Source organism: Halomonas rhizosphaerae, from assembly GCF_030010555.1.
Taxonomy (GTDB): domain Bacteria; phylum Pseudomonadota; class Gammaproteobacteria; order Pseudomonadales; family Halomonadaceae; genus Halomonas; species Halomonas rhizosphaerae.
Genome location: NZ_JASCQP010000028.1, coordinates 327,425 through 342,802, shown reverse-complemented (window position 1 = coordinate 342,802; position 15,378 = coordinate 327,425). Strand labels below are relative to the sequence as shown.

Annotated in this window: 12 protein-coding genes; all 12 read left to right on the top strand. The window is 66.8% G+C overall.

What is annotated here, in order from left to right; translation table 11 throughout:
- The first annotated feature begins 3 nt into the window (after nt 1-3).
- Genes QLQ83_RS13800 through QLQ83_RS13745 form a run of 12 tightly spaced genes read left to right on the top strand, consistent with a single transcriptional unit; the run spans nt 4 to nt 15,369 of the window.
- On the top strand, nt 4-1,026 hold the full coding sequence (locus QLQ83_RS13800) for a Pvc16 family protein (protein ID WP_282736089.1): 1,023 nt from the start codon (nt 4-6) through the stop codon (nt 1,024-1,026).
- Nucleotides 1,027-1,033: 7 nt separating this feature from the next.
- On the top strand, nt 1,034-2,407 hold the full coding sequence (locus tag QLQ83_RS13795; protein WP_282736088.1) for an ATP-binding protein: 1,374 nt from the start codon (nt 1,034-1,036) through the stop codon (nt 2,405-2,407).
- Nucleotides 2,404-2,622 (top strand): hypothetical protein, encoded by a 219-nt coding sequence (locus tag QLQ83_RS13790; protein WP_282736087.1) that lies wholly within the window; start codon nt 2,404-2,406, stop codon nt 2,620-2,622. The genes QLQ83_RS13795 and QLQ83_RS13790 overlap by 4 nt, the downstream gene beginning before the upstream one ends.
- Nucleotides 2,622-3,245: a hypothetical protein gene (locus tag QLQ83_RS13785; RefSeq protein WP_282736086.1), complete on the top strand. Its 624-nt coding sequence runs from the start codon at nt 2,622-2,624 to the stop codon at nt 3,243-3,245. The genes QLQ83_RS13790 and QLQ83_RS13785 overlap by 1 nt, the downstream gene beginning before the upstream one ends.
- A gap of 12 nt (nt 3,246-3,257) precedes the next feature.
- Nucleotides 3,258-3,626, top strand: a complete 369-nt coding sequence (locus tag QLQ83_RS13780; RefSeq protein WP_282736085.1) for a hypothetical protein — start codon at nt 3,258-3,260, stop codon at nt 3,624-3,626.
- The gene (locus QLQ83_RS13775; protein WP_282736084.1) at nt 3,626-4,801 is read left to right on the top strand and encodes a phage late control D family protein; all 1,176 of its coding nucleotides are present in this window, start codon (nt 3,626-3,628) and stop codon (nt 4,799-4,801) included. Before QLQ83_RS13780 ends, QLQ83_RS13775 begins: the two co-directional genes overlap by 1 nt.
- 10 nt (nt 4,802-4,811) lie before the next feature.
- On the top strand, nt 4,812-5,630 hold the full coding sequence (locus QLQ83_RS13770; protein ID WP_282736083.1) for a phage baseplate assembly protein V: 819 nt from the start codon (nt 4,812-4,814) through the stop codon (nt 5,628-5,630).
- Complete coding sequence (locus tag QLQ83_RS13765; RefSeq protein WP_282736082.1) at nt 5,627-6,025, top strand: GPW/gp25 family protein; 399 nt, start codon at nt 5,627-5,629, stop codon at nt 6,023-6,025. Before QLQ83_RS13770 ends, QLQ83_RS13765 begins: the two co-directional genes overlap by 4 nt.
- A gap of 16 nt (nt 6,026-6,041) precedes the next feature.
- Complete coding sequence (locus QLQ83_RS13760; RefSeq protein WP_282736081.1) at nt 6,042-7,241, top strand: baseplate J/gp47 family protein; 1,200 nt, start codon at nt 6,042-6,044, stop codon at nt 7,239-7,241.
- Nucleotides 7,238-10,234: a baseplate J/gp47 family protein gene (locus QLQ83_RS13755; RefSeq protein ID WP_282736080.1), complete on the top strand. Its 2,997-nt coding sequence runs from the start codon at nt 7,238-7,240 to the stop codon at nt 10,232-10,234. Before QLQ83_RS13760 ends, QLQ83_RS13755 begins: the two co-directional genes overlap by 4 nt.
- Nucleotides 10,234-11,886, top strand: coding sequence for a hypothetical protein (locus tag QLQ83_RS13750; protein WP_282736079.1), 1,653 nt, complete (start codon nt 10,234-10,236; stop codon nt 11,884-11,886). Before QLQ83_RS13755 ends, QLQ83_RS13750 begins: the two co-directional genes overlap by 1 nt.
- 15 nt (nt 11,887-11,901) lie before the next feature.
- Nucleotides 11,902-15,369 carry a DUF6519 domain-containing protein gene (locus QLQ83_RS13745; RefSeq protein ID WP_282736078.1) on the top strand — a complete coding sequence of 1,156 codons (3,468 nt, stop codon included), beginning with the start codon at nt 11,902-11,904 and terminating at the stop codon, nt 15,367-15,369.
- The last annotated feature ends 9 nt before the right edge of the window (nt 15,370-15,378 follow it).

The window sequence follows — 15,378 nt, the reverse complement described above, 5'->3', positions numbered from 1 at the left end:
CCGATGCCGGTTCCAGTCTCGTCCCTCTCGGTCGCGGTGCAGGGCATCGCCGATTTTCTCGACAGCCATTTCGGGGAGGAGGTGACGATCACGGTGGCGCATCCGCAGCGCGCCTCGGAGATCGCGCGCGGGGCAGGGGTGACGGCCCATGTCCTGAACATCTTCGCCTATCGGGTGGCGCCCTCAGGCTTCCATGCCGATCTCGGTGCCCACCAGACTCAGTTCATCCGCATCAACACGCTGCTCACGCCGTTCCCGGCGGATATCGACAACGCCGCCGACGATGCCGACATGCGGATCCTCGGCCATGCCATCCGGGCCCTGCAAAGCCATCCCGTCCTGCCGATCCCCACCGAGCCGCCGCTGCCCGGCGCGGCGATCACCGAGCCGCCCGACCGCAAGGAGTATCGGCTCGAGGCGATCATGCAGGCCCCGCTGATGGAGGAGATCAACCATATCTGGACGACGCAGGGGGGCGAGCTAGCTTATCGGCTGTCAGCCGTCTACGAGTTCGCCCTGATCCCGATCGAGCCGCTAGAGCCCAGGGGCGAGGCCGCGCCGCCCGAGACGCTGATCATCGACACCCTGCCGAACATAGCGAGGGCACTGGCGGGTTTCCAGGATCTGGGACCCGACAGCCACATCGTGCCAGTGGGCGATGGCGTGACGCCGCCGCCGGTGAACTGGACGCCGGTGCAGATGTTCGTCGAGGGGGGCACGTTGATCAACACGATCTCGGTGCTCGCCACGGCGACCGAGGCGACCGTGGCCGTGGCGGGACCGGCCGGGGGCGAGGCGGCGCTGCAGGTGATCTGGCGGCTGGGTGACGACAGCGAGAGCCCGCAGGCAGTGCAGATCATCCCCGTCGGCGCCCCCCTTCTCGACAACCCGGACGCGCAGGCGGTGCTGACGCTGTCGGTCCCGGCCAGCGCGGTCACCGGGACGGTGCGGGCACAGCCGGCGGCCAGCGGGGCGCCCGTGCCGGACAGTCCCTTCGGTAACGCTCTGACCCTGACCGTGATGTGAGGTGGCGATGACCTGTCAGCAGGAAAGCCCGGAACTCGACCTTCGCGGCCTCGACATGGAATGGGTCCGGATCGGCATGATGCTGACGCTGGCGGAGGCGATGCGCAGCGGGGTCGAGATTGGTGAGGCGTTCTCGAAGGGGTTCGCCGAGACCGGCGCGGCAGTGGCGGAGAACCGCGGGCGCGGCGTCTGGGCTGGTCTCGCCTCGCTGGTCGACACCGGCCTGCTTCGCGGCTTCCTGCAGATCGACCTCGATCTCCTGGCGCTGGCGCTGGCCCCGGTGGCGCGCCCGGCTTATGGCCCCCGCCTGCAATCGCTGCAGCCGCAGGTGAACGCGCCCTGGCCGAGCCTCGCACTGGCGCAGGAACTGCTGATGCTCGATGACGGAGCCGAGATCGGTGTGCTCTACGACCGGCTGGATGCGACCGCGCCGCTTGTCGCCGCGGGGCTCGTGCGGGTCACCGGCGAGGGCCCCTACCAGATGATCCAGCCGACACCCGTCGCGCAGCGTGCCGTGCTGATGCGCTCGGGCGATGTCACCGCGCCGCCGGGGGCTAACCTGGAAACCCGCAGGGGGCGATGGCCGGATCTTGTCCTTCCCGAGAAGACGATGCGGTCCTTGCGCGACTTCACCGCCTGGCTGAAGTGGCGCGACCAGATCGCCGGCTGGGGAGGACGTGCGGCGGGCGGGCCGCTGGCGCTGTTTTCCGGCGCGTCGGGGACGGGCAAGAGCTTCGCCGCCGTGGTCATCGCCGGGGAACTTGCCGAGGCGACGGGCAGCCCTTGGGCGCTCTACACGCTCGATTTGGGCCGGATCATGTCGAAATACGTGGGCGAGACGGAGGAGAACCTGAACCGCCTGCTCGACGCGCTTGACGGCAAGCGCGCGTTCCTGCAGATCGACGAGGCCGACGGGCTGCTGGGCAAGCGCGGCGAGGTCACCGATGCCCGCGACCGGTACGCCAACCTGGAGGTCAGCCACCTGCTGTCGCGCTTCGAGCGGCATGCGGGGCCGGTGATCCTGACGACCAACCTGCGCGCCAATATCGACCCGGCCTTCCTGCGCCGCTTCCAGATGGTGATCGACTTCCCGTCGCCGGACGCGGACGCGCGTGCGGCGCTGTGGTCCACGCTGCTGCCGCCGGGGGCGCCGCGCTGCGCGACGCTGGACGTGGCGATGCTGGCGGGGGCCGCGCGACTGTCGGGCGGCGCGATCCAGAACGCGGCGCACTATGCCGCCGTCCTGGCCGCCGAGGAGGACGCGCCCATTGCCCCTTGTCACCTCGCCCGCGCCGTCTGGGCGGAACTGGGCAAGGAGAACCGCCAGATCCGCCGCAGCGAGATCGGCGCGCTGGCCGCACACCTGGAGGAGGACGCATGACTCGTATCCGCCGCATGACCATCACCCTGCCGCCGCGCCTGCGCCACGTGGCGGAACACGAGGCACGGCACATCGCGCGCGAGGCGGCCGCCCAACTGGGTGACGACGCGCCGCGCCGCCTGTCGGTCACAGTCGAGGGGCGGGGCACCTCGGGCCACGGGCTCGCCGCCGCCGTCGGGCGGAGCGTTGCCACCAGCACGAAGGGGAGGGACTGATGGCCGTAGCGACCAAGGGCGTGCTGTTCGAATACGGGCTGTCGATCCCGCCGCTGGCGCTGGTCTTCGACTTCAACCCGCAGTCGATCTCGCGTTCGCGCACGGTGACGATCAAGACCGGCGACGCGCCCGGCAACCGCACCGGCTACGACTTCCTTTCGCCGCTGGAGACCACGCGCGTCGCTCAGGGCGTCGAACTGGCCGCCGAGGGGTTTTCCGTCGATATCCTGCTCGACGCCACCGACAGGATGGACGCGGGCGACAATGTGGCCGCGATGTTCGGAGTGCAGCCGCAGATCGATACGCTACGCTCGATGGTGGAGCCGAAATCGCAGGGCCCCGGGGGCCTGCAGACCTTGTCCAGCCTCGGGATCGGCGGCGCGCGCGCCTTCGAGCGGCAGGAAACGGCTTCGGTCCTGATCTTCGCCTGGGGGTTACAACTGCTGCCCGTCTTCCTGACTGGCGTGATCCAGAAGGAGTCGCTGCACCTGCCGAACCTGATGCCCTACCGCGCAGAGATGGGCCTGACGATGCAGGTCATCGAAAGCAACAACCCCTTCACCATGGCCGACAAGGTGCGTCAGACCGCGATGACTGCCCTGAACGCCGCGACCGGGTTCTGAGGGAGGCGGGGAATGGCATTCTTCAAGGGATCGGCCTACGAGTTCACCCCATTATTCGAACGGTCGGAAACAGGGGCGGAGATATTCCGTGGCCTGCGCGCTCGACGCATCCGCCATCCTGATCCGGTCCTGGAACATACCGTGGCGCTGAAGGAGCGGCTCGACGGCGTGGCGCATGAGTATTACTCGGAAAGCCGGGACTGGCGCTGGCTGGTGGAGGCGAACCCCGACATCCTGTTTCCCGAGGACCTTTTATGGGACACGCGCCCACCGGACTATGACGAGGACGGCAACATGACCGATCCCGGCACGATGGATGAGAACGGCCGCGAACGTGTCGGCCAGGTCATCATCGTGCCCAGGCGTGGGGAGGCGGGCTGATGGTTTCGCTCTCTGCCATCGGCGGGCTTCTGGACCCGGGCTTCCGCAACCCGGCCTCCTGCCTGATCGAGGCGGGAGCGGGCTATCAGAACATCGGCGCCATCGCGCCCCTCGTGGCGACGGTCGATCTGCAGATGAGCCGCGAAGAGGCCGGGGCAGGCACCATCGTCATCGAGGACCGCCGCGGCAGCGACGGCAAATGGGTGGCGGCCGATAGCGGTCTTTTCACTCGCTGGGCGCCGATCCGGGTCAGTGCCGATTTCGGCACGCGCCAGGACGTGATCCTGACCGGCTACATCCTGCGGCTGAGCCCCGAATATCCCGGCAACGCCGCGGAGGCCAAGCTGACATTGGAGGTGCAGGACGAAAGCGCGATCCTGTCACGTGAGCAGATGCGCCGGGTCTGGGGCGAGGACACGCCCATGCCTGACCTCGAAATCCTGCGCGAGCTTGTCTCGGATGTGGATCTGGCCGTCGATCCAATGTCGGGGCAGGGGCAGTCCAGCCGCGCGCTGTCGCAGGAGGGAACCCCGATCCAGTTCCTGCGCGAACGCGCGCGGGCGAACGGGTATGAACTGATCTTCCGCGAAGGCCAGGTCTATTTCGGCCCCAAGCGGCTGGACGGCACGCCGCAGGCGCCGATCATGGTCTATGCCGGCCGGGACACTAACTGCCGGACCTTCAATCTTGGCGATGCCGGGGACACGCCCGACCAGGTCCGCGCCGACCAGGCCCCACGTGAGGAAGGCGCGACGCCCGAGGTCATCACGCTGAGCCCGGACGAGCCGGTCCTGGGCACAACACCTGCCGGGGCGGAGGGCGCTGGTCTGGGCGCACCATCGGTCTGGCGGGTGGGGGCGGAAGGTGACGAGACGGTCGAGGAACGCACCGCCCGTGCCCAGGCGCTGGTCAACGAGCACGCCTTCAAGCTGCGCGGCTCGGGCGAGTTGGACGGCTCGCTCTATGGCCATGTCCTTCTGCCCGGCACGCTGGTGACCATTGACGGACCGGGGACGCGATACGGCGGCCTCTATTACGTCGACAAGGTTTCCCATGCCTTCAACACCGAAGGCTACACCCAGACTTTCGAAGTGATGCGGAACGCCACCGGCGAAAGCCCCGCGCCAACCAGTCCGCTGAGCGGCGCGGCCTCGGCCCTGGGGGGCCTGTTCTGAGGAGAGTGCGATGGACGAATTTCAGCTTCTCGAAGATGTCGCCCGCAGGCAGGCCACGAAATACTGGGGCAAGTACCGTGGCTTCGTGACGAATACCGACGATCCGGAAAACCGGGGCCGGGTGAAGGTGATAGTGCCGTCCGTGCTGGGCGAGAGTGAATCGCAATGGGCGGAACCGGCCTTTCCCTACGGGGGGGGCGCGGCCTTCGGCTTCGTCGCGGTGCCGCCGGTCGACAGCGCGGTCCTGGTCGAATTTCTCGAAGGCGACGCCTCGGCGCCGATCTGGACAGGGGCGCTGTGGCGCACGGCCGCCGAGGTGCCCGAAGAACATGCCGGTCAGGAAACCAAGGTCTGGAAGACAGAAAGCGGCCACCGGCTGGTCTTCGATGATACGGACGGGTCGGAGAAGGTCACGCTCCATTCCGCCGCCGATGCGGTGGTTGAATTGAACCACGAGGGGTCCTTGGCCCTGACCGACGCCTCCGGCGCCCATGTCACTATTGACGCGGCGACGGGCGAGATCGTCATCGAGGACGCCAACGGCAACTCGATCACGCTGTCCTCGTCGGGCATCGCCTGCGCCGACGCGGCCGGGAACGAGATCGTCACGTCCGCGGGCGGCCTCGAGGTAAAGGGCACCACCGTCAAGATCGAGGGACAGTCGGTCAGCCTGGGCGGTGCGGGTGGCGAGCCACTGATCAAGGGGCAGACCTTCATGGCGATGTTCAATTCGCACACCCATCCCTGCACGGCGCCTGGCTCGCCCTCGGGTCCGCCGCTGGTGCCGCTGACGCCTGCCGCGCTGACCATCAAGACGGTGGCGTCATGACGGTGCAGCACGAAACCCGGCTGCCGCGCGTGGCCTACATGAAGTTTCCCTTCCGTCTGGAGCGCGAGGGCCCGGCCACATCGACGCGGATGGACCATATCCGTGAGCAGGTGATGCAGGTCCTGTTCACCAGTCCCGGCGAGCGTGTCTTCCGCCCCGAGTTCGGCTTCGGCGCGCGCAGGCATGTGTTCGAACCCAACGCTGCGCCCTTGTGGGAACTGGCGCGCAATCGATTGTTCGGATCGCTGGCCGAGGCACTGGCGGGCGAAGTCGATCCCAAGACGTTGGAGGTGGAGGTTGGGCCGGGTCCGAACGAGCCCGAGGTCCTTCTGGTCACCATCACCTACACCATCGCGGCGTTGCAGAAGGAGGAGAGCCTCAGCTTCACCTTGTGAAGCGGGCATCAAGATCATGGCAGAGCTTCCCCCCCCCAAGCTCGAATTCGATCGCGGTTGCCCTGATTGCGGCGAGCGTCGCGCCGTGCTTCCGCCGCCGCTGCCCGGCGTTTCGGACGATTTCGACTGGAAGGCTCGCGACTACGACAGCCTGCGGCTTTTCCTGATGCAGGAACTGGCGTATCGCTTCCCGGCCCGCCGCCGCTGGACCCCGGCCGACATGGAAGTGGTCATCGTCGAGCTTCTGGCCGCCGCCTTCGACCGCGCCTCGCACGCGCTGGATGCGGTGCAGGGCGAAAGATACCTGGCCACAGCGCGGCGCCCGCCATCGGTCCGCAGGCTGCTGAAGCTGATCGGCTACGACGCCGCCGAACGCGTCCGCGACGAGGTGCTGGACAGCCTGCCGCCCCCGCCCGAAGGGGTGACCGAGACGCGCGAGGAACAGGTGGAGCGTCTGTGGCGGCTGGAGCCGGGGCTGATGGAGGCCGCGCGCGCCGAAGGTCCGCGCCTGATCGCCGAACAGCGCCGGATGGTGACGCTCGACGACCATGAGACGGTGATTTCCGCCCATCCGCTCGTCTCCCGCGCGCAGGCGCGGCTTGTCTGGACGGGGGCGTGGAACACCATCCTCGTCGCCGCCCTGCTGGAGGCCGACCGCAGCCTGGACGAGCCGCTGCCGCTACCGGAGGCGGGCGGGGAGGCCGACCTCCTCTGGCGGCGGATCGAGGATTTTCACCACGACCAGAGCATCCCCTTACCGGCTGCTGGCGGGTCCGTCACGTCCCGGCATCTCCTGAGGTCGCTGATCGAATTGCGCAGGATGATCGGGGCGGAGGTGTTCCTGGAGGATGCGAAACCGGCCGCCATCACCTTCACCCTCTCTATCCGCGCCAAGCCCGGCTACTTCCGCTCGGAGATGAAGCAGGCGCTGGCCGATGTCTTCTCCGCGGATGAAGGCGACTTCTTCGAGCCCGGGCGGCTCGATTTCGGCGACGACCTGTTTGCCTCCGACATCATCGAAGCGGCCATGGCCGTCGATGGTGTTGCGGTGGCCTGTCTCAACCGGTTCAAGCGTGTGGGCTCCGGCTGGCCCGACCGCAGCGCGCAGGGCTTCATACCGGTAGAGGCCGATGAATACGTCCGCTGCCTGAACATCCGGGGTGAGCCGGAGAAAGGCTATTTCCGACTGATCGTCAATGGGGGAGAGACCGGATGAACGACAACCCGGACCGCCTGGACAAGCTTGCGGATCTCACACGCTGGAACAGGGCGGGGCTACCGCGGTTCGAGTATGTCGATGGGGACGCGGCGGTCTGGCTCGAAGAACTCCGGATCGCCATGATGGGGCTGGTCGCCCGTGGCGCGGAGATGGAGGAGCGCCTCCCCGAAACCTGGCGCGGTCGCTTCTCCCTGGACATGGACCAATGGCCGGATCCGGCAGAACGAGAGGCCTTCGTAGAGGCGCTTCTCTGGAAAACCCTGGCCCGTGCGTTCCCCGACCGGCCCGAGACTGCGCGGCGGCGCAATGCCCGGCTACTGGACCAATATGCGTTGAACAGCGGTGACTACGGCTGGGAGATCATGCGCGCGGCGGCACGGGCGTCCCATGTGCTGCTCGGTCATCTGAACGCATACGCGAACGAGGGGTATCTGCGGACCGCGAGCCAGTGGGAGAACCTCGTGAGGCTGACCTCGATGGTCAATTACCAGCCGGCGCCGCCGACCTCGGCCGTGACTACGGTGGGATTGATCGTCGAGCCGACGGATGACGGAAAACCCGTGGAAATCGGCCGCGGGCTGGCGATGAAATACACGCCGCCCGAGGGCGGCGCACCCGTCCTCTTCGAGACGCTGCAGCCGATCAAGGTTCACCCCGATCTGAACGCTGCCCGGGCGATCGGGTGGAACAGCGATCCCGATACGCTGCAGAACAGGGATGACTGGATCGATGACTCCGAGGCCGATATCGCGCCCGGCTCGGTGGCAGTGCTGGCCGGTTCCGGCGCCTCACAGGCGGTGGCGGTCATGCGCGCCGAGCGAAACGAGGAGACCGGAGTCGCGGATATCACGCTGGACGCGGCAGGACCGATGCCGACCCGGGGCAGTGCCCTCCTGCATCTCGGCGCGAAGGCCGTGACACGGGGCTCACCGAGGTCCACGAAGGGTGTCCTCGTCGTGAAGCTCGAAACGTCATCGAATTATCCGATTGCGTCGATCATCAGGCTGCATGACGGAACGAACTCGATCAAATGCCCGGTCCTAGGCAATGCCGATGGCCATCTGAAGCTCGACGTGGCGGACGACTATGTCCTGGCGCATGGGGCCAAGGTCATCATCGAGACCCTCGTCCCGGCTGGTCGGGCAGGTCCGGGCGTGCTGGTACCAGTCTTCCTCGGTCTCTGGTTCAACTACCTGACAGAGGACGGTGAGTTGAAGCATGCCAAGGGCAGCTACGAATACGCGAAGAATGAGGATGGCGACGAGCTGAACAGGGTTCTCGGCGTCGATGTCAGCAACATCACGGATGCGGTTGGAAACCTGTTCGCCGATTCGACCCAGGACAGCGAAGGGTCCAAGCGCGAGGCCGCGATCGTGGTCGCGATGCCCCCGCCGGTCCTGGAGGACGACGATCCGCAGGCGGCCCCGGTCAGCTTCCTCGGCAAGCCGCCCAAGTCGCTTGCTGTGGGCTCGGTCTACTACCGTCGTGCACTCAAGTCGGGCGATCACGAGGAGTTGGGAGTCCCCTCGTGGGACGCCGCCCTGACCGTGGCCGGCGTCTCGGAATCGGCTGAAGGCTACACGATCCAGTTTTCTGGCAAGGTGGCCACGGATCTGGACATCTTCGAACCCGATGCGCACGAGTTTCACGGGCCTATGATGCGCGACCTGCGTCCGATCGATCATGATCGGAACCCGAGGGCCGCCTTCGACGGGGCCGAGATCACGATGGTCGGCATTTCGGCCGCGGCGCGTGAATTGATCCGGCTGGGCAAACCCTGCCTTGTGGAGGACGAGCGCGACCTGATTCCGCCGGTTCGCACCGTCCTGGTCGAAGCGGTGGAGGTCTCGGGGGCGGTGCAACTGTTGTTCGAGCCCGCCGACGGCCTGTCAGGTTTTCTCAAGGGCTGGACCACCCTGAACCTCAACGCGGTCGAGTGCAGCCACGGTGAAACGAAGAGTCCCAAGGTCCTTGGATCGGGCGACGCCGAGAAGGCCGCGCAGCGTTTCCCCCTCGGTGCGCGCGAGGTCAGTTTCATACCCTCGACGGTGGCGGAAACCGGCGTGGCGCCGGACATGGACATCTCCGTTGACGGAGTGCGTTGGTCCTATCGCGACCTGATCGACCCGACGGCGGACGGCACCGAAAGTTACGCGGTGTCGATGACGGAGGAAGGGCGGCTCGTGGTCCATTTCCGCCACCGCCTGTCCACGGGCACGGACAATGTCGTCGTCAGCCGCTACCGCACCGGGGTCGGCCCCAAGGGGGCGGTTCCGGCGCGGGCCTTCGCCAAACCGATGAAGAAGCATCGCTACGTGCGCGCTCTTACGCAGCCTTTTGCGGCGACGGGTGGCGCGGATCGCGAACCGGTCGGCGATCTACGCGTCAATGCGCCCGCGCGACTGGCCGCGAATGGCCGGGCGGTGTCGCTGAAGGATTTCGAGCGACTCTGCCGACGCCGGTCGGATGTCTGGCAGGCCTGGGCGCGGCCGATGGTTCAGCCGGGTGCCGGACGTCGCGTGGCCATCGTCATCGTGCCGGCGAATGGCGGGACCATCGGCCCCACCTTGCGAGAGGTCCTGACGGAGTTCGTCGAGGCGCGCGCCTTGCCCGGTATCCGGGTTGATCTGGAGGCTTACGGAGCAATTCGCCTGATCGTCACCGCCAAGATCCGTGTCGATATCGAGAAGTGCGACAAGACGGAGATACAGGCGGCTGCCCAGGCCGCGCTGATCGCCGAGTTCGCGCTTGAGCGCCGGGGTCTCGGCCAGCCCGCCTATATCTCCGAGGTGGCAGCGGCGCTGGAGCGGGTCGCGGGGGTGGAAACGGCAACCGTTCCCGGCTTCGCCGTCCAGCCCGCGACCGCCATCCGCCGGACGGCAATGACCGGCGGCACGCCCTCGGCCTTCTTCCCCTTCGAGAACCAGGTCATCTTCGCCGCGTCGGAAACCGCCGGTGCCGACATGACCGTGCAGGTGGAGCCGATGTGATGGAACCTTCTGACCTCAAATCCCGTGCGGGCCAGCTTCTCTACCGCGAATTGCCCGAGGAGTATCGCTATCGGGACCCGGCCCCCGAACCGGGCGAGTTGGGAGATCTGGAAGCCTATCTCCATGGTTTCGGTCACCTGCTGGACCTGATCCGCGGCACGACCGAACAGGCCTATGCCGACGCCTTCGCCGAACCCACGGATAACGGCCGCGAGATCCAGGCATGGCTGATCCCATACCTCGCCGAAATGGTGGGCGCGGAGCTCCGCGCGCCCGACCCGGTGGCGCGGCGGCTGGAACTGAACGAGACGGTCGGCTGGTACAAGTCCAAGGGAACGCTGACCGCCGTCGACGAGATTTCGGACGTGATCAGCGGGGCCGAGGCCGTGGTGGTCGAGGGCTGGCGCCGCACCCTGACCACGCCGCGCATGACCCTGCCGCCCTTCACCGCACCGTCCGCCTCGATGGGCGACGGCAGCCTGATGGCCGCCCCCGGCCTGCCGCAAGGGACACCGGATATCCGCTACGCGAACCGTGCAGTGATCGACGAGGACGGCGCCAATCCGCTCTACGCGGTCCGTGTGCCACAGCGCGACGATTTCGGCCGCGAGATCGAGCCCCTCGTCCTTCATTGGCGGCCCAGGAACCGGTGCGGAGTGCCCTGCTTCCCTGGCGCCTACGACGATACCTCGCTGCGCACGCCCGACCTGCGCGCACCCACGGTCCGCGACGTCGGCCCCCATCCGAACCGCACCATCGTCCATGTCCGCCCGCCCGAGGGGTTTTTCGCCAGCGAGCTGAACGGCAGCGAGATCGCACCCACGGTAGAAGATATCCAGATAGACCCGGACGAGACCGCACAGCAACGCTTCGGACCGCAACAGGTCTTCGAAGCGCTCGGGTTGCTGGACGACGAAGCGGCTGGGGCCTTGATGATCGACGGCGAGATCGTCCTGCCCGACACGCTGGTGGTAGAGGGCAACATGACGATCCCGGCGGGCACCGACATCCGGTTTCACGACCTGGTCTTCACCGGCGCGCTTACGCTGGATGATCCGGAAACCCGCCTGACCATGAACCACTGTGCCGCAGAGCGGGTGGTGTTGAATCACCTGACGGACGACCCGGCGCTCACGGCAACCGACTGCCTGTTCAACGCGCTTAGCGGCGGAGTGGGGTTTGCCCAGCTCATCTACTGCACGGTGATGGAGAGCACGGAACTGGAGCGGCTCTGGGCGTCGGACTGTATCTTCAACGGGCCGATGGTGGATCTGGATTGTTCGGGCGACGACACCTGCATCCGCTATTCGCGCGTGCCGAGCCTGACCGAACTCGGCGATTGCGGCGCCGACAAGTCGCCCACAAACACCGATGACGACCCGAACTTTATCCGGCTGTGGTTCGAGGCGGGCGACGACTGCATCTTGCGACCCGCGCTTTACGGCGAGCCGGGGGCTGGGGTGCTGGACCTCACCGCCTCGGACCTGCTGCGTGCCGAGGACGAGGGCGAGATGGGCGCCCATCATCACATGTTCCACGTCGCATCCATTCGCGCACTCGAACTGAAGCTGACCGATTACCTGCCGCTGGGGCAGGAGATCTCGATCCGATACGACCCTTATCTTTCGCGCCCGTCGGTCCGGGTCGAATAGCAAGGAGGCCGACCGATGAAAGGCAATATCTCGCGTGACAGCCATCGTCCGGGGAAACGCTATTCCGGGGTCTTCCAGGTTCAGGGCGGCATGGTCACCGATGCCGATCTGGGTGAGCAGGCGAAGATTGCTGGCGGGCGCACCGATGGGCTGGGCCATGACGCCGCCGGAAGCGGCGTTCCGGTGGATGGCGGCGCGGTGGATCAGGACGGCCCGCGGCTGGTTCCCGGTGTCGTCTATGCGCAGGGGCGGTGCGGCGAGGTGCAGGCAGCCGAGGAGGTGTCCGGTCCGCTGGAGCTGTATGGCGTGCAGGTCGATTTCCCGCATGCCCCTCCGATGCCCGAGGACGGCGAACACATCGTCTACGCCGATATCTGGGACCGCATGGTCAGCCAGTTGGAGGAGCCGCTCCTGTCCGATCCCGGCCTCCATGGGGCAGAGACGGCCTTCCGCGCACGCACCATGGCCCAGATCAAGTTCGCTCCGCTGGATCAGGCCGACGCGCTCGGCCAGCCGGACGGACCAATCCCCGAAATCGGCACGGGCGAGATGACCGTCACCCCGGCCGACCCCGAGACCATCGCCGACGAGTGCGACCCTTGCGCCGACACCGTGGCGGCCGCGCAGAGCGTGGCCAACGCGCTGTTCCGGATCGAGGTCGTTCATGTCTTCGGCGACCCTCAGAACCCTGACAGCATCCGCATTGCCTGGTCGGCGGAAAACGCCGCCGCCATCGCGCCGGCCACCGTCAACACCGAGGATTTCGGGCGGGCAGGCGCTGTCTACGAGTTCTATTCCGCCGTCACCGAATGTCATCTGGGTGTCCATGAGCAGAACGGCGAAATGGCACGGTCGAGCTTCGCCACCAGTCTGACCGAGGGACCCGAAGACCCGGTCCCGCCGGAGGGTGGCGACTGGCCCTTCGTCCGTCGCTGGGACGGAATGGCGCTGATCGATTTTGCCAACGGCCATGCCGAGGACGAGGGCAACGGAACCGTCAGCCTGACGGGCAACACGGTCAGCCTCACCAATGACCTCTTCACCGCACAGATCGACTTTGACGGACGGGCCATTGTCGTGGGCGACTACTGGCTGATCGAGTTGCGTCGCTTCGCCGATGAACCCGTACGCGCCGTACAGGCCCTGCCCATCGGAATCCGCCACAGCTACTGCCCGCTGTTCCGGGTCACGGACGGTGCGATTGAACCACTGACGGACGCCGAAACCCGCCGCTTGTCCTTCCCGGTGCTGGCGAACCTGCCGGCTACACATGTCGGGTTCGTCAACAACTGTCCGACGCTATACGACGCCGCCGAGAACGTGCAGGAGGCGCTGGATAATCTGTGCTCGATCGAGGCGGCCGATATTGCCTTCGATCCCTCGGGATGCCCGCACCTCTATGACGAGGTGGACAATGTTCAGGACGCGCTGATCAACCTCTGCCGCGTCGATTTCGGCAACGAACGGCTTCTGCGACTCCTGCATGACTGGGGCGTGGTCTGCGGGGTGATCCCCCGACGGGTCACGCAAGGCCCGGCAATGGTTGACATCTCGGGGGGCGCGATCCTCGACCGGGGTGGTGTGCTCGGTGATGTACGGGCGCAGACGGTAGAGCTCAACGAGATCCTGCGCGGCGACAGCTTCCATTTCGACGGGATCGAGGCCTTCCAGCGCGCGCTCCGGCAGCGCGACGTGTGCCTTGCCTTGTCCATCGGCGAGGGCGGCGTGATCCGCACCCATCTGGCGCCACGGTCCCGTGCCTTCGGGGCGAGCGATCCGACCTTCATGTCCGTCCTCGACCAGTGCCGCCAGTCCCGGCCGCCCTTCGACATCAAGGATGACCTGACCAATCGTAGCGAGGGCGAGCGCGCCACGCTCGACAAAGTCTTCTACGGTGCGGCCTATTCCAAGATGGCTGCCACGCAGCGGCTGAATTCCCGCGAACAGCAGGTCGCACGCGCCTATAACGACGATCTCGTGAAACGCTACAGGACGCATCTGAACGACGAGGCGGAGGCGGCGCAGTTCGACCGGAAAATCGCCGCGATCGACGAGGAGATCCGCCCCGAGGAGGCCGATGGCGAGGTGCGTGAGACGCGTTTCATGATGCGCGAGGCGCTGGTCTACCGTGCCGTGCAGGAAACCGAGGCCGAACACTTGCGCCGCTGCCTGTGTGACGCGCTGATCCCGCGCTGCCCGGAACCCGGCGAACGCCCGTATCTCGTGCCTGTCGCCTGCGTCGAGGGCTCGATGGAAGGCAATACGTTCTTCCTGAGCGATATCTGTGTCTGGTGCTGCCGGAAACAGGCAATGTCCTGGCGCATGGTGCAGTACTTCATCTCGGAGACGCGCGACCGGTTCGCCGGGCAGCTGCGCGAGCTGTGCTGTCCGGAGAAAGGTGATGGCGGCGTGGATTTCGAACGGCCGAACGATTTCGTGGCGGTGGCCGAGCTTGACCGGCGACTGACGCCCGAGCGCGCCTGGAGGGATGTTGAACGCGGAGCGCGGATCCTGACTGGTCGCAATCCGCCCAGCGACTACGCCGTCCAGCCCGATATCGGCAATCTCGGGCTTGACCAGGCAAGGGCGGCGCTGGCCGGCAACGGAATCGAGGTGGCCGAGACTATCGATGCAGGCGATGCCGAAGCCATCGCCAAGATCAGGGGCGCGACCGTGGGGCTCGACGCCCGTGACCTGGTGGCCGACCGCGGCGAGGTGATGCCCGGCGACAAGGTCGCGCTGATCATGCAAGAGGGCGTCGCCATCGACTACGTCAAGGTCGAGACGGGCGGCGGAAAGTTCAGCTTCGAGCGACCGGCGGCGCGCGGCGCGGATTTCAATCTTTCGGAGGAGGTTCTGGCCCAGGCCGTCGCCCTGGACGAACGACTGTCGGGACGCATAGCCGAGGCCGAAACCACCGCTTCGGACCTGGAAGCCGAGTGGACCGCCGCCTCGGCCCGTCGAAACGAGGAACTGGCCGCGCAGACGGCCGAAGCCGAGCGCGGCCTTGACGGCGTGCGCACGGCGCATGCGGAACTGTCCGGCCAGGTCGAGGCGTTGCGCGCGGAGCTCCAGCAACTCGAAAGCGACCGCCAGACGGCGCAGACGCAGATCGAGGCGGCGCGTGCGGATCTTCGGCAGATCGAGGACGACCGGCAGACCGCACTGACACAGATTGAAACCGCGCGCGCTGATCTTGCCGCTTTCGAGCGGGAACAGCGGGTGGTGCTGGATCAGACGGCGCAGGAACGCGATACGATCCTGACCTCGCTGCGCCGGGAGATGCCTGTCTCGGCGGTCGTGGGTGAAGAGACGAACTTCATCGCCGCCCTGACGCGCAGCGGTGTAACGAATGTCGCCGGCTTTGCCGAAATGTCCGGTACGCAGCTTCGCGAGGTCGCCAGCAGTGCCGGGCTGAACCTGAACACTGCTCGACGGCTGCAGCGCGAAGCGGCGGCGATGCTGGAGGGCAGGCCGAGATAGGAGGCGGAT